Genomic DNA, 24803 nt, shown 5'->3' with positions numbered 1-24803 from the left:
GGCATCCCTCCAGCGACTGGTTCGAGGTCTGAAACCTAACGCCGATTGGCATACTATGCCAACAGCGAAGTCACCCCAGCGGGAACCGCAGGGTGAACCGTGTGCCCGGCGTGGCCGTCTCGTAAAAGAATTTGCCGCGCAGCTGGCGGGTGAAGGCGTCGATCAGCAGCTGGCCCAGGCTTTTGCGGCCGGTTCCGGCCGGGGTGTCCGGCATGCCCACGCCATCGTCGGCGACGATCAGCACGCCCTCCGCCCCCTCCCGCCGCAGGGTCACGGCCAGGGTGCCGGCGCGGCCTCCGGGATAGGCATGCTTGAAGGCGTTGGACAGCACCTCGTTCAGCACCAGGGTCACGGGCACGGAGGCTGTCAGGTCGGTCTCCAGCGGCGCGACGTCCAGCGTCACGGTCACGCGGCGCGGGTGGTCCGCGGCATGCCCCTCGCCCTGGTGGATGTGGTCGATCTCGCGCGCCAGGGCGGTGATCACCCGGTCCAGCTGCACAACGTCGACGTCGGACGCGCGGTGCAGCTGTTCATGCAGGATGCCCATGGCGTGGATGCGGCGCAGGGCGTCGCCCAGCGCGGGACGCAGCGCCGGGTTCATGCTGGCCTGCAGCTGCAGCAGGCTGGAGACGACCTGTAGATTGTTCTTCACCCGGTGGTGGGTGTCGCGCAACAGCATCTCGCGCTCCGCCAGCGCGCGGTCCAGGTGGCGGGTGCGGTCGGCCACCCGCGCCTCCAGCAGGGTGTTGGCGTGGCGCAGGATTTGGCCGGCGCGCGCCAGGTCGCGCGACCGCCGGATGGCGATCCAGGCCACCAGCATCAGCGCCAGCGAGGCCGGCACGGCCACGGCGGCGTAGATCAGGGCCCGGTCCTCCCATTCCTTGGCGATGCTGTCCGTGGTGATGCCGTAGAGGACGAACAGTGGCAGGTTGGGCACCTTGCGCCGGGCATACAGCCGCTGCACGCCATCGATGGGGGACGTCAGGATGAAGGTGCCGGTGGCGTCCTCCGGCGTCTTGAGCAGCTCAGGATAAAAGCCCTGCTGCAAGCCGCCGTCGGCAGGGGCGGGCTCGCGCACCAGCAGGGCGCCATCCTCGCGCACCAGCATCATGGTCTTGGGATCGGCCGAGAACAGCGACCGGTAGAAGGCGATGAAGTAGTCCGGCTTCAGCGATAGCTGGGCCACGCCGTTGAAGCGGCCATCCCGGGTTTCCATACGCTGGCTGATGGGCAGGAAGGGCGCGCCGGAGATGCGGCCGCGCAGCTGCTGGCCGATGAAGATGCCGGCGCCCGGCTTCAGCTGGGCGCGGAAATATTCCCGGTCGCTGACGTCCAGCGCAGGCGTCGGCCACTGCACCGTGTTCACGCGAATGATGCCGGTGGTGTCCACCACCCAGACGCTCTCCAGCTCCGGCGAGGCTTGCCAGATTTCCCGCAGGCGGTCGTAGAAGCGGCTGTCGCCGGCGACGTCCTTCCAGCCGGCATCGCCCACCAAGCGCTCGACATAGCGCAGGCTGGTGGCGTGGATGCTGAAGATCTTGCCCGCGTGCTCTTCCAGCACATGGGTCACGTCCATCACCTGTTCGCGGGCATCGTCCCAGACGCGGCGATGGTGGTCCCAGGCGGCCCAGGCGAAGAGCAGCAGGGTCAGGACCAAACTCATGACCAGCAGGACGGCCACCGGGCGGCCAGCCGAAGGGATCAGGGGAACGGTGGCGGCGGCGCCATCGGCAGGAACGGCGGCCTCGCGGACGGGCGCGCCGCCGGCCAGGAAATCAGGAAGGGAGGCGCCGGCCGAAGTGGCGGGATCTGGCGCGGAGGCGGTCATGCGGGCGGCCCTGGTCCTTCTTGGCCCAGGTACCCGCATGCCCTGCGGTCCCTGGGCTTACCCCATCGGTCATCGCCGTCCCTGAACGACCGGCCTTCGATGGCGGAGGACGGTTTCAAAGGGGGGACGGTCCCCTGATACGGAATCATCCCCCCTGTTCCTGCGGCCGTCAGTGACGGAAATGACGCATGCCGGTAAATACCATGGCCAAGCCGCGCTCGTCCGCAGCGTCGATCACTTCCTGGTCGCGCATGGAGCCGCCGGGCTGGATGACGGCGGTGACGCCGGCTTCCGCCGCCGCGATCAGGCCGTCGGCGAAGGGGAAGAAGGCGTCAGACGCCACGACGCCGCCCTTGGTGCCCGGCTCGGCCAGGCCCGCGGCCTCCGCCGCCTCGCGGCTCTTGATGGCGGCGATGCGGCTGCTGTCGACCCGGCTCATCTGACCGGCGCCAATGCCCACCGTGGCCAGGTCCTTGGCATAGACGATGGCGTTGGACTTCACGTGCTTGCCCACGCGGAAGGCGAACAGCAGGTCGGCCAGCTCCTTCGGGGTGGGGCCGCGCTTGGTCACCACCTTCAGGTTGGCCGGCAGGACGCGGCCGTCGTCCCGGCTCTGCGCCAGGAAGCCGCCGGCCACGGTCTTGATCAGGGTGCCGGCCTGGGTGGGATTGGGCAGGTCACCCGTCAGCAGCACGCGCAGGTTCTTCTTGGACGCCAGCACGGCGCGGGCGGCCTCGTCCGCGTCGGGGGCGATCACCACCTCGGCGAACAGGCGGGATATGGCCTCGGCCGTCACCGCATCCAGGGTGCGGTTGGCGGCGATGATGCCGCCGAAGGCGGACACGGGGTCGCAGGCCAGGGCACGGGCATAGGCGGTGGGCAGGTCATCGCCCTCGGCCACGCCGCAGGGGTTGGCGTGCTTGATGATGGCGATGGCCGGGCGGTCGAACTCGGCCACCAGCTCGAACGCCGCGTCGGTGTCGTTCAGGTTGTTGTACGACAGCTCCTTGCCCTGCAGCTGCGTGGCGGTGGCGATGCCGGGGCGGCGTTCCCCCGTCACGTAGAAGGCGGCGGTCTGGTGCGGGTTCTCGCCATAGCGCAGGGTCTGGCGCAGGGTGCCGGACACGGTGACGCTCTCCGGCCAGGTCTGGCCCAGGCGGTTGGCGAACCAGGCGCCGATGGCGGCGTCATAAGCGCCGGTGCGGGCATAGGCCTTGGCGGCCAGGCGGCGGCGCAGGTCCAGCGTGGTCTGCCCGTCATGGGCCGCCAGCTCGGCCAGCAGGGGGGCGTAGTCGGACGGGTCGGTCACCACCGCCACGAAATCGTGGTTCTTGGCGGCACCCCGGATCAGGCTGGGGCCGCCGATGTCGATATTCTCGATGCAGGTCTCGAAATCCGCCCCCTTCGCCACCGTGGCCTCGAAAGGATAGAGGTTCACCACCACCAGGTCGATGCCGGGGATGTCGTGGGCGTTCATGGCTGCCACGTGCCCCTCATCGTCGCGGCGGGCCAGGATGCCGCCGTGGATGCGCGGGTGCAGGGTCTTCACCCGGCCGTCCATCATCTCCGGGAAGCCGGTGTGGTCGCCCACCTCGGTCACGGGCACGCCGGCCTCGGCCAGGCGCTGGGCGGAGCCGCCGGTGGACAGGATGTGCACGCCGCGCGCGGCCAGGGCCTGGCCCAGCTCAATCAGGCCGGTCTTGTCGGACACGGAGATGAGGGCGCGGCGCAGGGGAACGAGATCGGGGCTGGTCATGATGGCAATCCGGCTTCGGTGGGATTTGGGAATGAGAAAGCCCGGCAAACGCCGGGCTTCAAGGGAAACTTAGGTCATGGCGGGTCAGGGGTCGGCGCCCTCGGCCTTCTTCTCGCGGCGCAGGGCCCACTTCACGGTGGCGCCACCGGGGGCGGTCGTGCCGCGCACGGTGACCTGCAGGGTGCCGCGCGGCTCGGGTCCGTCGCCCAGGTAGACGCTTTCCTCCAGCCCCACCGTGCCGCCCGACAGGCGCAGGCGCCAGCCGGCCCCCGATGGCAAGCGCAGCAGCACGCCGTCGCCGCCTTGGGACAGGCTGGCGTGCACGCCCGGGTGCAGATGGAAGCGCAGCGTGTAGGACTGGCCGCCGGACCCGCCTTCCAGCTTGTCCTCGCCCCGCAGATCCTCGCCGTTCTCCGCCAGGTACAGGCGGCGGTGATGGATCAGGCCGAAGCCGTCGCGGTAGCCGTCGTGCGCCGCCTCGACCAGGACGGCACCGCCCGTCTCGCGCCGCTTGGCCTCCACCGGGTGCGGGCGGCGGCCCAGGCCGCCATCGTCACGCACCGAGGCCGAATTGGTGTCGGCCACCACCAGGGTGGAGTGGGCGGCGGTGGAAGCCAAGGCCCCGCGCCAGGCGCCGGTTTCCGACGGGTGGCTGCCGCAGTTCACGATCAGGCGTTCGCGCCCCACGCTCATCTCGAACGACAGGCTGCCGGCGTGCGCGCGGGCGTCCAGGCCGGCCGGCGGCGGCGCCCCGGCGTCGAACAGCACGCAGGAACGGCCCGCCGCCAGCCGCTCGAACCCCACATGGGGGGCGGAACGCAGGGGCCGGCCGCGGGCATCCGCCTGGCTCAGCACCGTGTCGATGAAGGCCGGGTCTTCCGCCCAGCCGCCGTTGAACAGGGCCAGGCCGCCGTCGCCATGACGGAAGAAACGCAGGGTGGGCGTCAGGCGATCGATGGAGTGCTGCACGGCATCGGGCATGTCGGCCCGGGCGGCGCGCAAAACGCCCCGGATGTCGATCAGGTGGCGCAGCACCTGCAGCTGCAGCGAGGGGCTGCGCTGCACATGGCCGCCGTCGGGCATGACCTGGCGGGTCAGCTCCCGGTTCAGCAGCCACAGGGCGCGCTGGGCGGTGCGGCCCCGGCCCGGCAGGCAGAAGCCGCCATAGATCAGGCCCTTGATGCCCAGGATCAGATCCACGCCGCGCAGCCGCCCGGGCACCAGCCGGGCCAGGTGGCGGATCTGGCGGGCCAGGCTGTCGAACACGCGGGCGCGCAGGCCGTCGTCGGCGCTGGCCAGGAAGAAGTCGTGGGCACCGATCCAGGCGACAATGCGCTGGGCCGTCACCTCCGGCGCCCAGGCCACGGCATGCCAGGAGGAAAAGCCGTCCAGCCAGCTGGTGACCAGCACGCGGGCCTGGCGGCGCGCGGCGTCGCCCCCGGCGGCCTTCAGATGGCGCAGCCAGTCGAAGCCGTGCAGGGCCGTCAGCCAGGCGGATCCGGCGGAAAGGTCCAGCCAGGGCGGCAGGTCCGCCTGGCGCTCCTCGCCCGCGAAGGCGAAACGGCCGGCCAGCAGCGCCTCACCCTGGCGAGGGTCGCCCGGCCAAGGGTCGGCCGGCACCACGCCCAGCGCCTGGGGGGCGCGGCTTTTCAGCAGCACGCCGTACAGCGGCGTCCGGTAGACCAGCGCGCCTGGGCCGGCGCGGAACCGTCTCATGCCGGAAGTGACACGGGCCATGCGCCGTACGACCCCTCAGACCAGCGGGCCGCGCAGGCGGCGGATGTTGTCGGCGTAGGCGCCCGGCCCACCCTGGAAGGTGGCGGTGCCGGCCACCAGCACGTCCGCGCCGGCGGATATCGCCACGGGCGCCATCTCGGCGTTGATGCCACCGTCGACCTCAAGGTCGATGACACGGGACGTGCCGGCGGTCACGGCGTCGATGCGCTGGCGGATGGCCCTGATCTTGTCCTTCTGGCTGTTGATGAAGGACTGGCCACCGAAGCCGGGGTTGACCGACATGACCAGGATCATGTCGACGTCGTCCATGATGTAGTCCAGCACCGAGATGGGCGTGGCCGGGTTCAGCGCCACGCCGGCCTTCTTGCCCAGGCTGCGGATCAGCTGCAGCGTGCGGTGGGTGTGGGCGCCGGCCTCGGGGTGCACGGTGATGATGTCAGCGCCGGCCTTGGCGAAGGCGGCGACGAAGGCGTCCACCGGCGAAATCATCAGGTGCACGTCGAACACCTTGGCCGAATGCGGGCGCAGGGCCTGCACCACCATGGGCCCTATGGTCAGGTTGGGGACGAAATGCCCGTCCATGACGTCGATGTGGATATAGTCGGCGCCGGCGGCGTCCACCGCCCGCACCTCCGCGCCCAGGTTGGCGAAGTCGGCCGACAGGATGGAGGGGGCGATGCGTACCGGCTGCTGCATGATGACTGTCGTTCCTATCAACTCACGGGCGCTTTGCCAACCGCGCTAGGCGGTGCGGCGCAGGCGGGTCATGAAAAATCCGTCGAGGCCGCCCAGTTCGGCCCAATGGCCGGGCGTGGTGCGCACGTCGCCGCTGTCGGTCACCAGGGGGGCCAGCGCCGTGGCGTCGGCATCCGGACTATAGGCCAAATCCACCGGGATGATGGGTTCCACCATGACGTCCAGGCGGCGCGACAGCAGGCGGGACAGTTGCTCCTCCCCCTCCTCGGGCTGAAGGGAACAGGTGCAGTAGACCACCAAGCCGCCGGGCTTCACCATGTCGATGGCGCGGTCCAGCAGGCGGCGCTGCACGCCCGACAGGCGGCCCACGTCTTCCGGCGTCTTCAGCCGCGCCACGTCGGGGTGGCGGCGGATGGTGCCGGTGGCGCTGCACGGCGCGTCCAGCAGCACGGCGTCGACCGGTTCCTCCGGCTGCCACTTGGTGGCGTCGGCCACCGCCGTGGCGACCGACAGGCCCAGCCGTTCCATGTTGCGCGACAGCCGGCCCAGCCGGGGGGCGGAGCGGTCGATCGCCGTCACCTTGGCGCCGGCGGCGGCCAGTTGCGCCGTCTTGCCGCCCGGGGCGGCGCAGAGGTCGATCACGGTCAGGCCGGCGACGTCGCCCAGCAGGCGGGCGGGCAGGGCCGCGGCCGCGTCTTGCACCCACCAGGCGCCCTCATTGAAGCCCGGCAGCTCGGTGACCGATCCGCCGGCGGCGCGGCGCAGGGTGCCGGTGGGCAGCACCGTCGCCTCCAGCCGTTCCGCCCAGGCGTGCGGATCGCCCTTGACCGTGATGTCCAGCGGCGCCTCGACCAGGTGGGCGTCGACGATGGCGCGGGTGTGGCCGGTGCCGTAATGCTGGCGCCAGGCCAGCCACAGCCAGTCCGGCGTGTTCAGGCGGCCGGCGTCCTGGGCGGCCAGCAGCTCGGCGCCCTCGCGCGCCAGGCGGCGCAGCACGGCGTTGATCAGGCCCTTCATTCCAGCCAGGCCCTTGGCCACGGCCAGTTCCACGCCCGTGTCGACGGCGGCGTGGGCGGGGGTGCCCAGGAACAGCAGCTGGGCCGCGGAAACGCGCAGGATGTCCAGCACGCCGGCCTTGGGCAGGTCCGGCCGGGCCAGCAGCGACATGACCACGGCGTCGATCTGGCCCAGGCGGCGGATGACGGTGGCGGTCAGCAGGCGGACGAAGGCACGGTCGCGCGGCTCCAACCCGGGAAGGTCCCGGTGCTGGTCCAACGCGTCATCCAGCGGCACGCGGCGGCGCAGCACGCTTTCCAAGAGATCCAGGACCACCCGGCGGGCGGCCAACGTTTCGGTGTTCATGGGGGCGGGGTGTACCCCGGAAAAGGCCCGCTGTCACCGGCCCCTTTCGGCCACCCGCCCCCCGTTTCCGGCATGGATTCGGGTGGGGTCGCGCGGGCCTGCGGCAAAAGCCCTTGGCGGCGGCGCGGGACGGGCCCAATTATAGCCCCATGAGCAAGCCGCCCCCCCTGCCCGAGCCCAAGGCCCCCGTGTTCAAGGCGCATGTCGCCCCCACGGCGCCAGTACCCCAGCCCACACCGGAACCCGGCAAGGCCGAGGCGGCGAAGCCTGAAACCGTGCGTGAAATCGGCGGCCCCACCGGCCCCGAGCCCACCCGCTACGGCGACTGGGAACGCAAGGGCCGCTGCAGCGATTTTTGAGGCAGGGTGTACGCGCCATCCCTGCCCAAAGGACGCTCCAACAGAGGAACGTCAGCGGCGGCTAGGACGTGACCGCATCCGCCGCCGCGAGCACCGCCCAGTTAGTGTAAAGGGGGCGCAGCGAGGAAACCAAGCCCCCGAATGGGGCGCCGGCGCCTGAGGAAAACGACTTCAAGTCCTCGGCGCGTGCTTGTTCAGGATGCGCTGCAGGGTGCGGCGGTGCATCTTCAGGCGGCGCGCGGTTTCCGAGACGTTGCGGTCGCACTGCTCGAACACCCGCTGGATGTGTTCCCAGCGCACGCGGTCGGCGGACATGGGGTGTTCGGGCGGCGGCGGCAGGGGGCCGTCGGTCAGCAACGCCGCCTCGACCGCGTCGGCGTCGGCCGGCTTGGGCAGGTAATCCACGGCGCCCGCCTTCACAGCGGCGACGGCGGTGGCGATGTTGCCGTAGCCGGTCAGCATGACGATACGCGCCTCGGGCCGGGCGTCGCGCAGGGCCTTCACCACATCCAGGCCGCTGCCGTCGGCCAGGCGCAGGTCGACCACGGCGTAGCGGGGGGCCGCCTCCTGCGCCACGTCCACGCCCAGGGCCACGCTGTCCACCGCCACCACGTCGAAGCCGCGCTTTTCCAGCGCGCGGGCCAGGCGGATGCGGAAGGGGGCGTCGTCGTCCACCACCAGCAGGCTGCGCGACGCGTCCCCGGTGAAGCCGAGGCGCATGGGATCGATCACGTCACCGGTCTCAACGTTCATTCTGGAAAACCCCTTATTATCCGGCCGTGCTGAATGGACGGTTGCAAAGCTATGAACGACCTTACTACGCCGTGTGTGGACGCTTCCGTGCGATTCCGACACGCGGCAAAAGGACGCTCCGTGATGGCCGAAGAGATGGACACGGGATTATGTCCATCCAAGGGCGGCAATACGCCGCTGTCCACCCTACGATGGTTTCCCATTCTTTTGCGCACTTCCGACGGCCAGTGGCGTCATCTTGCGCAACCCGTCAATGGGCGGCCGGCAGCGGTCCGCTCCAGTTCACGGTGACATGGGCGCCGGCACCCACGGGCGTGCTGCCCGGCCGGCCGTTGGCGTAGGAAACGACGGCACCGGTGCGTTCCAGCAGGATCTGGGCGATGAACAGCCCCAGCCCCATGGTGCCGCCGCCGCCCGCGCGCACCGGCACCTGCTCCAGCCGCTCATCCCGGTCGGAGACATAGGGCTCGCCCAAGCGTTCCAGCAGGCCGACGGGAAAGCCGGGGCCGTCGTCGGCCACGGTCAGCACCAGGGCGGAGGGATCGCAGTGCAGGGTCACGTCCACCCGCGTGGTGGCGAACTGCATGGCGTTCTGAAGGATGTTGCCCAGGCCGTGCTGCAGCTCCGGCGATAGCGGCAGGGGGAGGGCGCGCCCTCCTCCGCCCCGGTCACGGTGATCTCCAGCGCCACCTCCGCCCGGCGGTGGGGGGCGGCCACCGCCTCGATCACCTGCACCGGGCCCAGGGGGGCGTAGGGCTCCATCTCCCCCTCCGCGTCCGGGCGGCGGGCCAGGTCGGCCAGGATGACGCGGCAGCGGTCGGACTGGCTCTGCAGCAACTGGATATCCTCGATCCAGGGGCTGTCGGGCGGCATGTCGCGGGCCAGTTCCTTGGCCACCACGGCGATGGTGCCCAGCGGGCTGCCCAGCTCATGCGCCGCAGCGGCGGCCAGCGCGCCAAGGGCCGATGCCTTCTGTGCCCGGGCCAGCGACACCTGGCTGGCGATCAGGGCCTGCGACAGGTCGCGGCCGGACTGCGCCACCTTGTAGACGTAGGTCGCGATGAAGATGGCGGACAGCGTCAGCGCCGCCCAGATGCCACCCAGGTAGATGGGCGACAGGGTGACGCCGTTGCTGGCCGGCCAGGACAGGGGCATGGCCAGCGCCCAGACCAAGGTGAGGCAGGCGGTGGTCAGCGTGGTCAGCCCCGTGACCAGCCGGCGCCCCAGCATGCTGGCCCCCACCATCAAGGGCGCCAGCACCAGCACGGCGAAGGGATTTTCCAGCCCGCCTGTCAGCATCAGCAGCACGGTCAGTTGCACCGTGTCGTAGCCCAGGAAGACCACGGCGCCCCGCTCGGTCAGGAAGGGGCTGCGCCGGCGCCGGGCGACGGCGTACAGGTTGATCAGCAGCGACACCGCCGTCACCGCCAGGGCCGGCAGCAGGGGGATGTCGATGCCGACCAGGTCCTCCACCGTCAGCAGGGTGACGGTCTGGCCGGCGATGGCGATCCAGCGGATGGTGTTGAGCGTGCGCAGGTTGATGCGCGCGGCGGCCCAGCGCGCCCCCTCCGGCCGCGCCTCGTCCGCGGCGTCATCCGCCGTCCCTGTCCACGCCTGCCGCGTCATCGTCCCGACTGTCCCAAAGTAGCTCGGCCTGGATTAAGCGGGGGCAACCATGCCGGGCGTCAAGGCATACGCGCGGGCCACGGCGTCGCACCCGGGACAACCCTCGGGCGGCCGGCGCGCAGCCCCTTGCCCCCGGCCGCGCGGCGTTGATAATTGCGGAAGGATGGCGGCTCGTCGCCCCTGCCGGTGGAGAAGGTTCCTTGGAAAGCCAGCGCAAATTCGCGGTGCAGAAACCCCAGGGCAAGAAGTGGGAAACCCTGGCCCTGGTCGACAACCTGTCGGCCGGCAAGCGGGAATTCAGCGAAGCGGTGCGCAGCCACGGCCGGGGCTATGTCCGGCTGATCCAGGTGGATTTCGAGAGTGAGGAGGCGCTGTCCAACTACGACTGGCGCCTGGTGGAACTGCACGACCCCTACAAGGGCAAGGGCCGGCCCAAGCCCACCGTGGTGGCGGGGTCGGAACGCCCCATCAAACCCAAGAAGGGCAAGGCCCCGGGCGAGAAGGTGGCGGTGCCCATCCGCACCTGGATGCTGGCCTGCCTGGTGGCGGTGGCCGTCGGCGTCATGTGGGTGGTGACGTATCACCGGCCGTGAGGGGCGGGCGGAGAGCCGTTACATAGCAGCGATCAACTGCACGGCCCTGTTATCCAGTGGCCGATCCCAATGAACTTTCCTGTCCGGCTGGCCGATCTGCGCAAGCAGCGCGGTCTTTCCCAGCAGCGCCTGGCCGATGCCGTGGACCTGCACGTCAACCAGGTCCGCCGCTACGAGGCCGGCACCGCGCAGCCCACCCTGGACGCCCTGGTCAAGTTGGCCACGGCCTGCACGTCAGCCTCGACGCACTGGTGTTCGATGAGACGGAGCGCGGCCCAAGCGACGAGTTCCGCCTCCAGTTCGAGGCGGTCTCTCAGGTGCCGGAGGAGGACCGCAAGGTTGTCAAGGCCCTGCTCGACGGCATGATCGTCAAGCACCAGGCCAAGCGCATGGTCGGCAGCCTCAGCAGCTAAGGGAAGGCGGGCGGCTATAACCGGCTGATCGGCAGCGGCGGTGCACCACAAGCGGCGAGGAACTCAGCCGCTAAGGTAAGTTGCTGTTCTAAAACAGAGAATCCGCATCCGTGCGGATCGGTGTGGACTTTGCTGTGGATCGGTGTGGACCGGTGTGGACCGGTGTGGATTTAGCGGCGGCCGATAGGGCGAGGACTTGGGCTAAGCAGCTGATTCTCAAAGGGGAATGGGCGTTTTTAGGGCAGCGGCCGTAATCGGCCGCGCCAGGCGCCAAAACGGCGGCAGGGGCGCAAAAACGGCCGCAACCCCGCCGCCTGATAACCTCACAAGAGGGGGCGACTGTCAGGGGATAACCATCTCTGTACAACCTGTGCATCATCTATGCACGAAAGTTCAACGATGGCGCCCTAACACATTGATATTTCATTCCTATTCACCCAAACATTCCAATTTTCTGCGCATACGCGGTTATAGTGTTTGAATAGGGCGAGAAGCCTCTGGGCTAAAATTAGCATCAAGTGGAATTATGGCCTGGCCCTCGAGATGAAGGGGCTCTGAATAGATTTCAGCGCCATCTAGATTATCTGAATTTATAACATCTAAAGATATTATCTCAGAGAATTTCCACTGCACTTTCTGCCCAAGAGCGTTGAGATAGTCTTTTTGTGCGCCCACACCAATCTTTATTGCCTTCTTAAAGGCACTATCAAAATCATTGGCCTTTAATAAAAATAGGCAATCATTCATCGTGCTAGCCCCAATAGGCTCTACCATTATCGCGAATCTTAGTTTTACACTAAACCATCTATCTTTGTTCATTTTGCAAACCTTGAGTCAAGAAGAAGTTTTCGAACTGTCGAGCCACCCTGCTGCAACGCTTGACCAACAGTACCGCCTAGATATTCGCTGGGAAATACGCTCAAGATGCTTCCCAATCGATTTTGAGCAATGAACTCGCTTACAGGGGTATTTAAATTCTGAAGAATGTTGGCACCAACCTCGCTACTGGCATTAATTCCAAATTTCTTACCTAGACGCACGAGATTAGGGGCTGCTCCTAACGCATCGGCACCCGCAACCAAACCATTTGACAGGATCGTTCCAATTTCCACTCCACCTGCGGCACCGATTCCCAAATCAAATAGCAGTTTGCCGATTCGATAAGCAGGCACGGCTGCCGTTACAATAATTTCCGTCATTTCATCGCCGAGGTTAATAATCGGCGGATCATTTATAATAAATGGTTGCTGTGCACTTTGTGGCCCGGTGTCAGTCGTCTTCACAAAAATAGTCTGCTGGAGCTTGCGGTAAGCAAATTGGCTAGACACAACCTCCGTACCCAACTGGTTAATAATCAGCCCGGCCGGGCGAGTGCCAGTGACCACGACCTCCTGCGCAACGTCACCGTCGGCCAGTCCCATCGGATCGGCGCGGTTGATGGGATCACCACCGGCATAAGCGTAGAGGTTCATGCCGGCGGCGTAGCCGGTCGGGTCAGTCTCCAGGAACTTGCCCAGACCGGGAAGATACATGCGGGCCTTATAGTAGTACACGCTGGCCTCGGCCAGGTAGGCCTGGCCGGTGTACTGAAAGCGGCCCATGTTGCCCGCGCCCGGGCGGCCGTATTCATCATAGGTGTTGACGGCCAGCGCGGTGCCGCCGCCGTCCGTCACCGCCACGACCGAGCCACGCTCATCCGGGATCAGCCAGCGGCCCGCGGCCGTGGTCGACCCTTCGTACCATACGGCGGTCTCATCCGTGGCGGCGCCCGGGATGTAGCGGCGCAGCACGTTGCCCGAGCTGTCGTACTCCGCCACCAGGCGATTGCCGAAGTACAGGAAGCGCGTCGTCGACGATTGGCTGACCTGGGACAGGCGCCCCATAGCGTCGTAGCCGAGGCTGGTGGCTGGCGACACGCTGGCCATCTGGCTATCGGCGTCATGGGCCGTCGTGGTCGCCCCATAGGTGTAGAGGTTTCCGCGGGGACCATACGTCAGCGATGAAGTGCCGGACGGGCCCGAAACGGACGTCGTCTGGTTCAATTCGTTGTTGGCGTAGTTGGTCGTGCCGTTCGTCGGCACGGGCACATCATAGGCCGCGTTGGAATTCGTCCTTTTGAGGATCTGGCCCGCCAGATTGTAACCAAAGCTCAGCGACGTTAGGCGGGGAGAGCTGTCGCTGCACTGGCCGGCGGTTCCGCCGAGGTCCAGGAACGTCAGCCGCGATGCGCTGTCGAAACAATAGACGCTCGTCACCCCGTTGGCCCGCGTCGTCGATTGCCGCCGGCCCAAGTCATCATAGCTGTAGCTCTGCACCCAGTTGCCGTTGACCGAGATGCCGGTCATCGCCCCCGTCGTGTCATAGCTGTAGTCGGCATAGGTTCCGTCCGGCCAAATTAACCGCTGGAGGCGGCCGGCGGCATCATATTGCGCGGAGACCTTGCGCCCGTCCGTCGTCTGGCTGGTCAACCGGCCCAGCGCGTCATAGACGGTTGTCACCGACGCCTTGCCGTCCGCCGTCGCCTGCGTCACGTGACCCAGATTGTCATAGCTGTAGTTGAAGTTCCCGACGCTCCGGTTCGTCACCTGTTCCAGGGCGTCGCGCGTGTATCCCATCGTCGTCTGGTTGTCCCGCTGCCGCCACGACGTCATCTGGGAAGCGTTGTCGTAGCCATAAGCGTCGGAATAGGTCGCGCCATTCGCCGTCGGGTAGGTCACCAGCGTCAGGCGGTTGAAGCCGTCATAGGTGTAACTGGTGGTGTGATTATTGCCGTCCACCATCGTCGCCTTCAGGCCGTTGGCGGTGTAGCTGGTGCCGGAGATGATTTGGTTGCTGGTGTCCCTCACCTGCGTCAAGCGCCCCGCGGCGTCATAGCCGTAGTTGATCCACCGGTCGTCGCCCGTGCCCTTCATGGGCCGTGTCGTCCAGATCAGGTTGTTGGCCGCGTCATAGCCGTACGCCGTCGTCACCAGCTCATTCCCGCCGGCATCCTTCAGCACGTCCCACGTCTTGCGACCCTGGCCGTCATAAATGGCGGTCGTCTTCTGCAGTGTGACGAAATTGGACCAGTCGCCATCCGACTGGCTGTTGACCGTACCCTGGCTGGTGTCCGTGACCTGACCGTCTGGATTGTAGCTGATGGCGGTCGCCCGGTACTTGCCCGACGCGCCGGCCGCCGGCCCCACCACGCCCACCATTTGGCGGGCGGCGTCATAGCGATACCGCGTGGTCCCGGTATTGGCCGGCCCCGTCACCGTCAGCTTGTTGCCCACGCTGTCATAGGTCACGCTCGTCGTCGCCGACACCGAACCATCGCCTGAACTCTGCGTCATCGACACCGGGAGCAGGTTGTTCGCCTGGCTGCCCGAGGTGTCGCCGTAACCGATGCTGGTCTTGGACTCGATCCCATTCTGGCCGTTGTTGCCAGTGCTGTCGCAGGCGGAACCCGTCCAGTTGCCGTTGACGCAGGTGGACGTGCCCGTCGGCAGATAGATGGTGCCGCCACCCGTCAAGTTGCCGCTGCTGTTCTTGTAATACGCCTGATACGGGCCGTAGCTGTACCGCACCTGGGGTTGGGCCTTGCCGGCACCGGGGGCGTCCCGGGTGATGGTCTGCACGCCGCCATGCGTCGGATCATAGGCATAATAGGTCCAATGCCCGTTGTCGTCGTGGCTGGCGCTGGGCTTATTGCAGGTTTTGGGGTTGGAACAGCCACTCTCATACGTGGCCTCAGACCACACCACCAGGCCACTGCCAGGCTTGCCGTACTTCGTTGTTTTCGTGACGTTGCCGCGGCTGTCGTGGTCATAGGTGACGTAGTCGCCCTCGGGCCGCGTCACCTGGGTCAGGCGGTGGTAGCTGTCGTAGCTGTAGGTCGTCGTGTTGCCCAGCGCATCCTTGTCCGTCAGGATCTGGCCCGTCGCCAGATCCGTCGTCACGACACGCTGGTGGCTCAACGGATCCGTCACGGTCGTCGTGCGGATATTGCCGCTGTCCGCGTAGGTATAGCTCCACGTGCCGGCGCCGTTGTTGACGGAGCTGACGCGGCCCGCCCCATCGTAGCCGATGGTGATGTTGTCCGTGCCGCTGGAGGGGCGGCGGATGGCCGTTATGCCATTCTTATACCGGGTGACCCGTCCCAGGTTGTCAGTGGCGGTACGGGCATTCGCATCGTCGGATGGCTTGGCATAGCTGATTTTGGGCCAATTGGAACCCAGGGTGCAGGTCTGGCTTTCCGGCGCGCAAGTCTCCACCGCCATGTTGAAGCCGACGACACCGGTCAATGTCAGCCAGTCACCATAAGCGTCCAGTGAACTGGTGTTATTGGCGCCATATATGTAACGAATCTGATAGCCAAAATTATTATATACCGACTGAATTCTCCCAAGAACAAAGCAGGGCGCACCACTACCGGGAGCGTCACAGAATTTCTGAAATTGGTACTTCCAGATCCTGGTTTCACCGGAGGGAAGGACCAGCTGGGTTATCCGTCCTTCGCTCGCTTTAATATTCGTGGAGTATCCGTCGTTCACGATACAGCAATAGTTCTTGTCGAATGTCGCGACAGAACCATCCGCTGCCGTGTAGGTGTAGAGCGTGCCGTTGACGCTCAACGTGGACCCCGTCCCCCCATTGTTGGTGAAATTGGCGCCGTCCGACGAGGTGAAGCTTTCGGATGAACCACCTAGGCTGACAATATAGGTGGTGCCGGTTTTATTGATGCCGCCGATATAATCATCGCGCCAGTTGCTGCCGATGAAGTACCGGGTATAGCTTAATCCCCCCGCCCCCGGCTGGCCGATTACCACTTCGGTCGTCGAGTACCTGAAGGCGCCCGTGCCAAGATCCACATTTTGCGGATCAACGGTGGAATAGACGGGAGGGGGGCGACCAAGAAATCCTGCGCCGTAGCCCACTGCGGCAGCAGCAACTCCACCGCAATGAAAAACAAGACAAAGAACAGGCGCAAGCTGCTAGCGGCAGGGCGGTAGGCGGAACTCATGCATCCTCGCAGTACGGCGGGGTATCAATCAACGGCCAGCGGCGACAGGGGCGGCGCTTTACCGGAGGCCGGGGTCAAGTGCGTGGCCGGGGAGCGCCGGAACGGAGCGGCCGGCAGCGAGGGACCCCGCTTGAGTTCCCAATATTCTTCCCATTATTTCCCGCGCATCCTTTATACCGTATACCAAAATCAGGATAGCCTAGCGCCCACGAACCGGCCAATACCTTTCAATGGAATTTTTCCGCCCACCACGTCCATATCGTGCCGATGGCGGGACATCCACCCGGATACGGCGACGGATGGAGCGTCGAGGCTCATATCAGGCCGTGGTTATTTTTGATAGAAAATGGCTGAATTATATGGCGCCGCTACGGGTGGCGCCCGGTATAAGTACCCGTCGCGCCATAGCATGCTGACCGTCCAGGAGGCCTCATGACGTCCCGTTTCGTCCTCACCGCGCCCAGCCGCACGCGACGCGCCGGTTTCGCCCTTGCCACCGTCATGGCCACCACGCTGCTGGCCGGCGTCGCCTGGGCCGGCACGTCGCAGTATGAGTACGACACGCTGGGACGCTTGACCAAGGTGACCGGGCCCGGCGGCGCCATCACCACCTACACCTACGACGCCGCCGGCAACCGCACCGCCGTGACCACCACGGGCGGCTCATCGTCCTCCCCCTACGGCACCAAGGTCATCGTGCTGCCCTTGCTGGGCGGCTTCGTGCTGCCCATTCCCGGCTCACCCTTCTCCAACTAAGCCCCGCGCGACGGGGGCCGGGGCCTGGACCGGCATCGTGCCGGCCCAGGGAGGCCAGGCTGTTCAATGGGTGGCCCGGCCCTCGCCGCCGCGTGTGGACACGCCGGCCTCGGCGAACGTCGCCATGCCGGTGTGGCAGGCGACGGCGGCCTGCAGGATGGGCAGGGCCAGGGCGGCGCCGGAGCCTTCGCCCAGGCGCATGCCCAGGGTCAGCAGCGGCTCCTGGCCGATAGCGTCCAGCAGGCGGCGGTGGGCCGGCTCGGCCGACAGGTGGCCGACGATGCAATGGTCCAGGGCGCGGGGGTCCAGCTTGTACAGCACGGCGGCGGCGGCCGTGCAGGCGTAGCCGTCCAGCACCACCGGCGTGCGGGCCATGCGGGCCGCCATGATGGCGCCGACGATGGCCGCCAGCTCATACCCGCCCAAGGCGCGCAGCACATGGAAGGGATCGGCCAGCAGGTCGGCGTTGGCGGCGATGCCGGCGGCGACCACGGCGGCCTTGCGCGCCATGCCCTCGGCATCCAGGCCGGTGCCGGGGCCCACCCAGTCCACGGCCTTGCCGCCGAACAGGGCCAGGCACAGGGCGGCGGCGGAGGTGGAATTGCCGATGCCCATCTCCCCCAGGCACAGCACATCGATGCCGGTCTCCACCGCCATCATGCCGTAGGCCATGGCGCGGGCGCAGGCCTCCTCGCTCATGGCGGGGCCGTGGGTGAAGTCCGCTGTGGGATTGTCGAGGTCCAGTTCATAGACGCGCAGGTCGGCGTCGGCCTGGCCGCACAGCTGGTTCACCGCGGCACCGCCCTGGGTGAAGTTGTGCACCATCTGCGCCGTCACCGCCGACGGATAGGCCGAGACGCCCAGCGCCGCCACGCCGTGGTTGCCGGCGAACACCGCGACGCGCGGATGCTGCACCCGGGGGGGCGTGCGGCCCTGCCAGGTGGCCAGCCATTCCGTCAGGCTTTCCAGCCGGCCCAGGGCGCCGCGCGGCTTGGTCAGCTGCACCTCGCGCTGCATGACGGTGGTGGCGGCCTCCAGATCCGGGCCCGGCAGGTCGGCCAGGACGCGGCGGAATTCGTCGAAGGAGGGGATGTCGCTCATGATGCTCCGGCCCGATAATGGGACCCGCGACTGGGCGCCGGAGTGGCGCTGGCGGGCGGACGGGACTTCCCGTATACCGGAACCATGACTGATGCAACGGGGCCGCGCCTGGGCGGTGTCTTCGCCGAATTCATAGCCGCCGTGATCTTTTTGACGCGGCTGCCCATCCGTTGGCGCGGGGCCTGGCCCCAGGACCTGGATTCCCGTGCCCTGACCTGGTTTCCCATCGTCGGCACGCTGATCGGCGCCGTGGGTGGCCTGGTCTATTGGGGGCTGAGCAGCGTCAACGTCCCGCCCCTGCTGGCGGCCCTGCTGACGGTGGGCGCGCTGATGGGCCTGACCGGCGCCCTGCATGAGGACGGCCTGGCCGATGTGGCCGACGGATTCGGCGGCGGGCGCGACCGCGACGCCAAGCTGACCATCATGAAGGACAGCCGGGTGGGCACCTATGGCGCCGCCGCCCTGGTCCTGAGCGTCGCCGCCCGCACCCTGGCCCTGGCGGCCATAGCCAGCCCCCACCACGTGGCCGTGGCCCTGATGGGGGCGCACGCCTATTCCCGGGCCTTCCTGCCGGGCATGAAGCTGTTGTTGCCGGAAGCGCGGCTGGTGGGCCACAGCGCCGGCGTGGGCAAGCCCAACAGCGCCCGCGCCTTGGCCGCCCTGCTGGCCGGCTTCGTCCTGGCGGCCACCACCCTGACCAAGCTGCCGCTGGATGGCGGCATGACCCGCTTGGCCATCCTGGCGGTGGCGGCGGGCGGCGTCCTGGTCGTGGGCCAACTGGCCCGCCGCCAGGTGGGCGGCATCACCGGCGACGTGCTGGGTGCCGCGGAACAGGTGGTGGAGATCCTGTTCCTCGTGGCCGTGACCGGCGCGCTGGGCGGCTCGGTCGCCATGCCATGACCACGTCCTTCCCCCCTCGGCGCCGCCGCCCTTGGCGACGCCCCCCTTGGCGACGCCCCCCTTGGCGAAGACGGTGCGATGGTGGTGGGTGCGCCATGCCCCCCTGGCGCAGCCGCATCAGATCGCCGGACAGGCCGATGTGGCGATGGCCTTGTGGCCGGGCTCCAGCGCCCAGCTGACGGCGGCACGCCTACCCACCAGCGCCGTGTGGCTGGCCAGCCCCCTGCGCCGCACGTGGGAGACGGCCGCGCGCCTGGCGGCCCTGGTCCCCGCCGCCCCGTCCGAGCCGGCGACCGATCGCCGGCTGATGGAACAGCATTTCGGCGCCTGGCAGGGCCACAGCTATGCCGAGCTGGAGGATGCGGGCGACCCGCACCTGGCCCCCTTCTGGGCCGATCCGGCCGGCGTCGCCCCGCCCGGCGGCGAAAGTTTCGCCGACCTTTGCCGCCGCGTGGCCGAGGCGGTGGAGGAATGGAGCGGCCGGCAAACCGGCGATCGCGACATCATCTGCGTCAGCCATGCCGGCCCCATACGCGCGGCCATCGCCCAGGCCCTGTCCCTACCCCCCGCCACCGCCCTGTCCCTGGACGTCGCACCCCTGTCGCTCACCCGCCTGGACCACATCGTCGGCGCGGATGGCGCCGTCTGGGCCGTGCGCTGGGTGAACCGGATTCCGTGAGTGGAAACTTGCCGCACGGGCGCCTTACTTCGCCTTTAGGGTCACCCCCATGGTGCCGGCGGCCGGGGGCCTAATAGGGCGTGCCCGTCTGGGCCATGGGCGGCGGCATCCAGATATGGTAGGAATTCTGCCAACAACATCAAAAGGTGGTTCAGCCACGCTGAACCCCGACTAATGAGGATGAGGAAGATGATTGATCGGCGGCAGGTGTTGGCGGGTGCGGCGGCGGGCGTGGCGCTCGCGCTGGGAACCGCGATGCCGGCGCGGGCGGAGGTGACGGAGGCGCAGCTGATGGTGGAGCGCGCGCGGCTGACCGCCATGACCCTGCTGGGCGATCCGCAATACGCCCCGCTGAAGAACCTGCTGGGCCGGGCCAAGGGCGTGCTGATTCTGCCCAACGTCATCCAGGCCGGCTTCTTCCTGGGTGGGGGCGGCGGCACCGGTGTGCTGGTGGCGCGCGGCACCGACGGGTCGTGGAGCGGCCCCGCCTTCTACACCATGGCCGAGGCCAGCTTCGGCCTGCAGTTCGGCGGCCAGCAGGCGCAGATGATGCTGGTGATCATGACCGACAAGGGCCTGAACGCCGTCATGGACCGCAGCGTGAAGCTGGGCGCCGACGCCAAGGTGGCGGTGGGCGAACTGGGCACCCAGGTCGGCGCCGGCTATGGCGTGGGCGTGGACGCCGACATGTATGTCTACGCCAAGACCAGCGGCCTGTTCGGCGGCCTGGCCGTCGACGGCTCGGTCATCACCCCGCGCAAGGAATGGAACGACATCTTCTACGGCCAGCAGACCACGCCCGAGCAAATCCTGCTGGACCGCGCCTTCTACCGGCCGGAAGCCCAGGCGCTGGCCAGTGTCTTGAGTCAGTAGTTCCCGTAAGCGGGCGGATGCGCGCGCGTTTAAGGACCGCTTAAGTCCATACCAGCGCCAGCAGCGCGATACACACGGCCAGCAGCCCGGCGGCGGCGGTCAGGGCCACGACGGCGCGCAGGTCGCTGGCGTCGACCCGGGCGCGGCCTGTGCCCAGCCAGTCCTCATAGACCACCATCTCCCCCTCCTTGCGGGGGCCGGCCAAGGCCAGGTTCAGGGCGCGGGCCACGGCGGCCACGGGCAATGCCGCCGTGCCTTGGATGTGTTGGGTGCGCAAGGCGGCTAGGGCCGTGCCCGGACGGCTGCCGGGCACCATCAGGCAGCCCGCCGTCAGGAACAGCACGGTCAGGCGGGCCGGCACCCAATCCATGATCAGCAGGGCGCGGCGCGCCGGCCGGCCAAAGGCGGCGTAGCGGGGCGAGGTGTGGCCCACCGTCGCCGCCACCGTTTCCACCGTCACCCAGATCATCAGGCCCGGCAGGTCCAGCAGCGCGAACCAGAACAGCGGCGCCACGAGGCCGCGGCTGACCTGGCCCACCAGCGCCTCCATGCCCGCGCGCAGCACGGCGTGGCGGTCCATGCTCCAGACGGGCTTGTGCGTCAGGGGCGCCACCGCCTGGCGCAGCACCTCCTCATCCGTCGCCGGTGCCGCCGCCAGCAGGCCGCGCATGGTGGTCAGCAGGCGGCCGAAGAGCAGCGCCCGCGTCACCAGCAGCAGCGACAGCAGCCAGGCCACGCGCAAATGCGCGGCGGCGATGGTCAGCACCAGGGCCGCCAGCCCCACCCCACCCGCCAGGATAAGGACCAACAGGGCCCCGCGCGCCAGGCGCACGCTGTCCAGCCGCTCGATCCGGTTCAGGCGCTTGTCTGCCCAGCGCACCGCGTCGGCCAACTGGCCCTGCGGTGTCATCAGCCAGCGGTCCACGGCGGGAAAACCGGCGATGAAGGCGTTCAGCACCAAGGCCAGCGCCAGCAGCAACAGCAATTCCGCCCGGGGTGGGGCGAACGGCAGGGGGATCATGCGCGCCCGCCCAGCCGCCCGCCGGGCCGCAGGCCGGCCAGCGTGAAGGTGGGCAGGCGGCGCGAGCCCCTACCGTCTTCACCGCTTCCTTTGACCCCACCCGCCGGCGGCTCCGGCGGTGGCAGGAAGCCCAGCGTCTCGGCCACCGCGCCCCGCGCGACGGTCCCCGGCACGCGCCAGGCCAGGGTGTCGAAGGCGCCGCAATGGTCGCACAGCGCCCCCCAGGCGGGGTTCACCCCGCCGCAGGCCTGGCACACCCAGGCGGCATCGGGCGCGGCCCTGGCCGCTTGGGCCAGGTGGCCGCGCTCCTCCACGCCCTGGCCATGCTCCGCCGTCGCCACGGCCGCCAGGCGCCGGTAGACCCGCGCGCTGGGCCTTAGGGTCAAGGCGCGGGTCAGGTGACCGCGTGCCAAGCCCCACAGGCGCGCCTCGGTGGCGGCGTCGGCCAGGGCGACGTGCGCCTCCGGCACGGTCGCGTCCAGGGCCACCAGGGCCTCCAGCCGCTTCACGCGGGCCAGCGGGTCGGCGGCGGCGCCCGCCTTCTCCCCCGCGACACCCCAGGCGGCGGCCAGGTCGGGGTGGGGCGCCAGCCGCCAGGACTGTTCCAGGGCGCGGGTGGCCGCGCGCGCGGAGCCGGTGGCGGCCAGCAGACGGGCCGCCTGCACCGCCGCGGGCACCGAGCCGGGCGCCAGGTCGTGGGCCTTGCGCGCCAGCGCCAGGGCCTGGTCCTGGTTGCCGTCGGCCTCCGCGGCGCGGCTGCGTTCCACCAGCAGGGCGGCACGGTGGTGACGCAGGGTTTCCGCCGGCAAGGCCTTGGCCGCCGTCAGGGCGTCCAGCGTGGTCGCCGCCGCCGTCCAGTCGCCGGCGCGCGCCTGCAGGTCGAACTGGGTCAGCAGGGGCCAGCGCGCCTTGGGCTTCAGGGCCGCCGCCTCCTGGACCAGGCCCAGCGCCCGCTGGGTCTGGCCGGCAGCCAGCGCCTGCAGGGCCAGGCCGCGCAGGCCGACGAAGGCCATGTCCGGCTGCTTCAGCGCCACGCCGCGCTCGCGCATGGCGGCGTATTGGCCGGCGGCCGCCGCCTCATCCCCCGCCAGTTGCGCCGCCTGCGCGGACAGCAGCAGGGTCAACGACGGTTCGTTCAACAGGCCGTCGGCCTTGGCGGCCAGGCGGCTGGCGGCGGCGCCGTCGCCGCTGGCCACCGCCAGGAAGCCCCGGCTGAGGGCCTGGTAGCCCCGCGTGCGCCGGCTGGCGCGACGGCCCGCGCCGAAACGCCGGGGGCTGCGCCACAGCAGCAGGAAGAGGCGCACGAGGATATAGGCCACGACCGCCAGCAGCAGCAGGGCCACGGCCACCACGCCCACCTGGGTCTGGATGACATATCCCTGCCAATCGAGACGCAAGGTGCCCGGCCGCTGCGCCACCCAGACCGCCAGCGCGACGACCAGGCCCAGGCGCAGCAGGAACCACAGGGTCCGCCTCATGGACGCCCCCCATCGTTGGGTTGCGGGGTGGCGCCCCCTTCAGGCGGCACCGGCTCCGCCGGCTTCACGTCTTCCGGCTTGGCCGCCTCGCCCTTGCCGGCATCGGAAGGGGGAACGGGCGCGCTGTCGGCCGGCTTCTCCTTGGCCGCTGTCGGATCCTTGGGTGGCGGCAAGCCGGCCTGCACGTCGCTGACGGCGCGGCGGGACAGGCGGTTCATGGCGTCATCGGCGCTCAGCCGCGCCTGCGCGTCGCGCAACCAGGCCTGGACCTCAGGCGCCGCCGCCGGCGGACCGGACAGGGCCGACATCTCCGCCACCGCCGTGCCGATATCGCCCCGGTCCAGCGCGGCGCCGGCGCGCGACACCACGGCGTCGGGCGCGTTGCCTTCCAGGCGGCCATCCTTGCGGCGGATGGTGACCAGGGCCTTGACGTGGCCCCACAGCTGCCGCAGCCAGTCGGCCCCCTCCGGCACCTGGGCCGCCCGCTGGGCGGCCGCGGCGGCGCGGTCGAACCCTTCGCGCAGGGCCACGGGGCCGGCCAGGCCTGTCGCCTGGCTTTGCGCCAGCCGGTCCAGGGCCTGACGCAGGGCGTCGTCCTCCGGCGCCAGGCTGCGCACCGCCGACAGCTCCACCCCATAGGGCCGCCCCGACAGCAGGGCCGCCTGCAGCTGGTTGGTCGCCACCAGCAGGGCTTGGCCGCGACCGGCGGCGGCGGTCTGCGCCGCCAGGCGCCCCGACAACTCTTCCCGCTGCTGGGCGGATTGGGCCAGCGCCTGCTCCAGCGCCCGCTGCCGGTCGGTCAGGCGGTTGAACTGGTCGGTCATCTGCTCCAGCCGCGCGGCCAGGGCGGGGTCGGACGCCACCGGCGTCGCGGTTCCGTCGCCGTTCGGGGCCGGTACGGCCGCCAGCCTGGCCTTCAGGTCGGCCACCTCCTGCTCCAGCGCCTGCTGGTGCTGGGCGGCGGCGTTCAGGCGGCGGGCCATCTCGGCCAAGGTCGCCTCCGTCCCCGCCTGCTCCGCCAACTGGGACGGCTGGGCCGACAGGGCGGGAAGCGAAGCGGAGACGGACAAGCCGGCGCGGCTCAACCAAGGGTCCAGGACGCCGGCGCGGTAAAGCGACCAGCCGCCGGCGCCCAGCGCCGCCAGGGACACCAACAGGGCCAGGGCTGAAACCGCCCCCCACCCTTGCGGCGCGGCGGGGCCGGCGGCCGGGGCGGATCACGGCGCTGAGTTTCAGGCTTGGGGGCGTCCATGCGGAAAGGCTCCGCCTTGGGGAGATCCGTCTTCGGCAATTCCATACGGGGCCGTTCCGTCTCGACCTTCGGCGGTTCGGGCGGCAGGGCTGGAGGAGGAGGCACGGCATCGTCCGGCCGGGCGCTCAGGCGATAGCTGCTGGCCGGGGCCGGAGGCTCCCTGTCCAGGGAGGGCTCGCCGGCCAGGGCGGCGGCCAGCGACGCGGGATGCCCGTCCGGGCCCGGCAGGGCGATGACGGCGCTGGTGGGCGCCGCCGGCGTCTCCGGCGTGCCCATCACGGCGTCCAGGTCCGATGCCACCAGCGGGATGCCGAGGCGCGCCGCGGCCGCTTCCAGATCTGCGCGGCGATTGGGCGGGATGTGGCCGCGCTTCTTCCAGCCCTGGACCGTGGTCACGGGAATGCCCAGCTTGGCCGCCATGGGCCGGATGCCGCCGAACCGTTCGACGATGGCGTCCACCTGCGGGTTGGCGCCCGATTGGGCCAAACCGCCCTGCCCCATGCCGGGGGTGCCCATGTCGGGGGTGCCCATGTCGGGGGTGCCCATGTCGGGGGTGCCCATGTCGGGGGTGGACGACGTCGCGTCCGAACCTTCACCGCTCATACGGCGATCCTTTCA

22 protein-coding genes and 1 pseudogene are annotated in these 24803 nt (G+C 68.9%); 8 read left to right on the top strand and 15 right to left on the bottom strand.

Annotated elements, in window-relative coordinates:
* Positions 1-70 precede the first annotated feature (70 nt).
* From UAA55_RS18665 to UAA55_RS18645, 5 genes are all read right to left on the bottom strand, one after another.
* Positions 71-1828, bottom strand: a complete 1758-nt coding sequence (locus tag UAA55_RS18665) for a sensor histidine kinase (RefSeq protein WP_322954641.1) — start codon at positions 1826-1828, stop codon at positions 71-73.
* A gap of 169 nt (positions 1829-1997) precedes the next feature.
* Complete coding sequence (gene purH, locus UAA55_RS18660; RefSeq protein ID WP_322954639.1) at positions 1998-3584, bottom strand: bifunctional phosphoribosylaminoimidazolecarboxamide formyltransferase/IMP cyclohydrolase; 1587 nt, start codon at positions 3582-3584, stop codon at positions 1998-2000.
* An 84-nt stretch (positions 3585-3668) separates the two neighbouring features.
* Positions 3669-5321, bottom strand: coding sequence for a heparinase II/III family protein (locus tag UAA55_RS18655; RefSeq protein ID WP_322954638.1), 1653 nt, complete (start codon positions 5319-5321; stop codon positions 3669-3671).
* Between the two features lie 15 nt (positions 5322-5336).
* On the bottom strand, positions 5337-6017 hold the full coding sequence (rpe, locus tag UAA55_RS18650; protein ID WP_322954637.1) for a ribulose-phosphate 3-epimerase: 681 nt from the start codon (positions 6015-6017) through the stop codon (positions 5337-5339).
* Between the two features lie 45 nt (positions 6018-6062).
* Positions 6063-7379 carry an RsmB/NOP family class I SAM-dependent RNA methyltransferase gene (locus UAA55_RS18645; protein WP_322954635.1) on the bottom strand — a complete coding sequence of 439 codons (1317 nt, stop codon included), beginning with the start codon at positions 7377-7379 and terminating at the stop codon, positions 6063-6065.
* A gap of 149 nt (positions 7380-7528) precedes the next feature.
* Between UAA55_RS18645 and UAA55_RS18640 the strand changes: the two genes are divergently transcribed.
* Entirely contained in the window at positions 7529-7738 is a 210-nt protein-coding gene (locus UAA55_RS18640; protein ID WP_322954633.1) for a DUF1674 domain-containing protein, read from the top strand.
* Between the two features lie 171 nt (positions 7739-7909).
* On the opposite strand, the gene UAA55_RS18635 is transcribed toward UAA55_RS18640, so the two are convergent.
* From UAA55_RS18635 to UAA55_RS18625, 3 genes are all read right to left on the bottom strand, one after another.
* Positions 7910-8491, bottom strand: coding sequence for an ActR/PrrA/RegA family redox response regulator transcription factor (locus tag UAA55_RS18635; protein WP_322954632.1), 582 nt, complete (start codon positions 8489-8491; stop codon positions 7910-7912).
* Positions 8492-8741: 250 nt separating this feature from the next.
* On the bottom strand, positions 8742-9077 hold the full coding sequence (locus UAA55_RS18630; RefSeq protein ID WP_322954630.1) for an ATP-binding protein: 336 nt from the start codon (positions 9075-9077) through the stop codon (positions 8742-8744).
* Complete coding sequence (locus UAA55_RS18625) at positions 9047-10117, bottom strand: ActS/PrrB/RegB family redox-sensitive histidine kinase (protein ID WP_322954628.1); 1071 nt, start codon at positions 10115-10117, stop codon at positions 9047-9049. Before UAA55_RS18625 ends, UAA55_RS18630 begins: the two co-directional genes overlap by 31 nt.
* Positions 10118-10317: 200 nt before the next feature.
* Here UAA55_RS18625 and UAA55_RS18620 point away from each other — a divergent pair, with 200 nt between their 5' ends.
* The 3 genes and pseudogenes from UAA55_RS18620 (at position 10318) to UAA55_RS18615 (ending at position 11123) form a co-directional block, all read left to right on the top strand.
* Positions 10318-10710 (top strand): hypothetical protein, encoded by a 393-nt coding sequence (locus tag UAA55_RS18620; RefSeq protein ID WP_322954626.1) that lies wholly within the window; start codon positions 10318-10320, stop codon positions 10708-10710.
* Positions 10711-10779: 69 nt separating this feature from the next.
* Positions 10780-10929, top strand: a pseudogene (locus tag UAA55_RS31360) (helix-turn-helix domain-containing protein); the annotation flags it as partial.
* A 32-nt stretch (positions 10930-10961) separates the two neighbouring features.
* On the top strand, positions 10962-11123 hold the full coding sequence (locus UAA55_RS18615; RefSeq protein WP_322954624.1) for a hypothetical protein: 162 nt from the start codon (positions 10962-10964) through the stop codon (positions 11121-11123).
* Between the two features lie 468 nt (positions 11124-11591).
* Here the strand turns inward: UAA55_RS18615 and UAA55_RS18610 are convergent, their stop codons facing one another.
* On the bottom strand, positions 11592-11942 hold the full coding sequence (locus tag UAA55_RS18610; RefSeq protein WP_322954623.1) for a DUF4288 domain-containing protein: 351 nt from the start codon (positions 11940-11942) through the stop codon (positions 11592-11594).
* Positions 11939-15973: an RHS repeat domain-containing protein gene (locus UAA55_RS18605; RefSeq protein WP_322954622.1), complete on the bottom strand. Its 4035-nt coding sequence runs from the start codon at positions 15971-15973 to the stop codon at positions 11939-11941. The genes UAA55_RS18610 and UAA55_RS18605 overlap by 4 nt, the downstream gene beginning before the upstream one ends.
* 584 nt (positions 15974-16557) lie before the next feature.
* Between UAA55_RS18605 and UAA55_RS18600 the strand changes: the two genes are divergently transcribed.
* Positions 16558-16881: an RHS repeat domain-containing protein gene (locus UAA55_RS18600; RefSeq protein ID WP_322954621.1), complete on the top strand. Its 324-nt coding sequence runs from the start codon at positions 16558-16560 to the stop codon at positions 16879-16881.
* A 63-nt stretch (positions 16882-16944) separates the two neighbouring features.
* On the opposite strand, the gene cobT is transcribed toward UAA55_RS18600, so the two are convergent.
* The gene (gene cobT, locus UAA55_RS18595) at positions 16945-17982 is read right to left on the bottom strand and encodes a nicotinate-nucleotide--dimethylbenzimidazole phosphoribosyltransferase (RefSeq protein ID WP_322954620.1); all 1038 of its coding nucleotides are present in this window, start codon (positions 17980-17982) and stop codon (positions 16945-16947) included.
* An 84-nt stretch (positions 17983-18066) separates the two neighbouring features.
* Between cobT and cobS the strand changes: the two genes are divergently transcribed.
* From cobS to UAA55_RS18580, 3 genes are all read left to right on the top strand, one after another.
* Positions 18067-18882, top strand: a complete 816-nt coding sequence (gene cobS / locus UAA55_RS18590) for an adenosylcobinamide-GDP ribazoletransferase (protein WP_322954618.1) — start codon at positions 18067-18069, stop codon at positions 18880-18882.
* 46 nt (positions 18883-18928) lie between these two features.
* A complete protein-coding gene (locus UAA55_RS18585; RefSeq protein ID WP_322954617.1) occupies positions 18929-19561 on the top strand; it encodes a histidine phosphatase family protein in 633 nt (210 codons plus the stop codon).
* A 189-nt stretch (positions 19562-19750) separates the two neighbouring features.
* Entirely contained in the window at positions 19751-20434 is a 684-nt protein-coding gene (locus UAA55_RS18580) for a lipid-binding SYLF domain-containing protein (protein ID WP_322954616.1), read from the top strand.
* Positions 20435-20474: 40 nt separating this feature from the next.
* On the opposite strand, the gene UAA55_RS18575 is transcribed toward UAA55_RS18580, so the two are convergent.
* Genes UAA55_RS18575 through UAA55_RS18560 form a run of 4 tightly spaced genes read right to left on the bottom strand, consistent with a single transcriptional unit; the run spans position 20475 to position 24788 of the window.
* Complete coding sequence (locus UAA55_RS18575; RefSeq protein WP_322954614.1) at positions 20475-21455, bottom strand: cobalamin biosynthesis protein CobD/CbiB; 981 nt, start codon at positions 21453-21455, stop codon at positions 20475-20477.
* Positions 21452-22933: a heme biosynthesis protein HemY gene (locus UAA55_RS18570; RefSeq protein ID WP_322954611.1), complete on the bottom strand. Its 1482-nt coding sequence runs from the start codon at positions 22931-22933 to the stop codon at positions 21452-21454. Before UAA55_RS18570 ends, UAA55_RS18575 begins: the two co-directional genes overlap by 4 nt.
* A complete protein-coding gene (locus tag UAA55_RS18565) occupies positions 22930-24084 on the bottom strand; it encodes a COG4223 family protein (RefSeq protein ID WP_322954609.1) in 1155 nt (384 codons plus the stop codon). Before UAA55_RS18565 ends, UAA55_RS18570 begins: the two co-directional genes overlap by 4 nt.
* Positions 24015-24788, bottom strand: coding sequence for a carph-isopro domain-containing protein (locus UAA55_RS18560; protein WP_322954608.1), 774 nt, complete (start codon positions 24786-24788; stop codon positions 24015-24017). Before UAA55_RS18560 ends, UAA55_RS18565 begins: the two co-directional genes overlap by 70 nt.
* Positions 24789-24803 lie beyond the last annotated feature (15 nt).

Origin of the sequence: Nitrospirillum guanabarense, assembly GCF_034653355.1 — a bacterium.
In the GTDB taxonomy this organism is placed as follows: Bacteria; Pseudomonadota; Alphaproteobacteria; order Azospirillales; family Azospirillaceae; genus Nitrospirillum.
This window is presented reverse-complemented; position numbering and strand designations above follow the sequence as displayed.

Coding starts and splice junctions, on each gene's coding strand:
- UAA55_RS18665 (WP_322954641.1), bottom strand. CDS start 1,828: ATGACCGCCTCCGCGCCAGATCCCGCCACTTCGGCCGGCGCCTCCCTT.
- purH (WP_322954639.1), bottom strand. CDS start 3,584: ATGACCAGCCCCGATCTCGTTCCCCTGCGCCGCGCCCTCATCTCCGTG.
- UAA55_RS18655 (WP_322954638.1), bottom strand. CDS start 5,321: ATGGCCCGTGTCACTTCCGGCATGAGACGGTTCCGCGCCGGCCCAGGC.
- rpe (WP_322954637.1), bottom strand. CDS start 6,017: ATGCAGCAGCCGGTACGCATCGCCCCCTCCATCCTGTCGGCCGACTTC.
- UAA55_RS18645 (WP_322954635.1), bottom strand. CDS start 7,379: ATGAACACCGAAACGTTGGCCGCCCGCCGGGTGGTCCTGGATCTCTTG.
- UAA55_RS18640 (WP_322954633.1), top strand. CDS start 7,529: ATGAGCAAGCCGCCCCCCCTGCCCGAGCCCAAGGCCCCCGTGTTCAAG.
- UAA55_RS18635 (WP_322954632.1), bottom strand. CDS start 8,491: ATGAACGTTGAGACCGGTGACGTGATCGATCCCATGCGCCTCGGCTTC.
- UAA55_RS18630 (WP_322954630.1), bottom strand. CDS start 9,077: ATGCAGTTCGCCACCACGCGGGTGGACGTGACCCTGCACTGCGATCCC.
- UAA55_RS18625 (WP_322954628.1), bottom strand. CDS start 10,117: ATGACGCGGCAGGCGTGGACAGGGACGGCGGATGACGCCGCGGACGAG.
- UAA55_RS18610 (WP_322954623.1), bottom strand. CDS start 11,942: ATGAACAAAGATAGATGGTTTAGTGTAAAACTAAGATTCGCGATAATG.
- UAA55_RS18600 (WP_322954621.1), top strand. CDS start 16,558: ATGACGTCCCGTTTCGTCCTCACCGCGCCCAGCCGCACGCGACGCGCC.
- cobT (WP_322954620.1), bottom strand. CDS start 17,982: ATGAGCGACATCCCCTCCTTCGACGAATTCCGCCGCGTCCTGGCCGAC.
- cobS (WP_322954618.1), top strand. CDS start 18,067: ATGACTGATGCAACGGGGCCGCGCCTGGGCGGTGTCTTCGCCGAATTC.
- UAA55_RS18580 (WP_322954616.1), top strand. CDS start 19,751: ATGATTGATCGGCGGCAGGTGTTGGCGGGTGCGGCGGCGGGCGTGGCG.
- UAA55_RS18575 (WP_322954614.1), bottom strand. CDS start 21,455: ATGATCCCCCTGCCGTTCGCCCCACCCCGGGCGGAATTGCTGTTGCTG.
- UAA55_RS18570 (WP_322954611.1), bottom strand. CDS start 22,933: ATGAGGCGGACCCTGTGGTTCCTGCTGCGCCTGGGCCTGGTCGTCGCG.
- UAA55_RS18560 (WP_322954608.1), bottom strand. CDS start 24,788: ATGAGCGGTGAAGGTTCGGACGCGACGTCGTCCACCCCCGACATGGGC.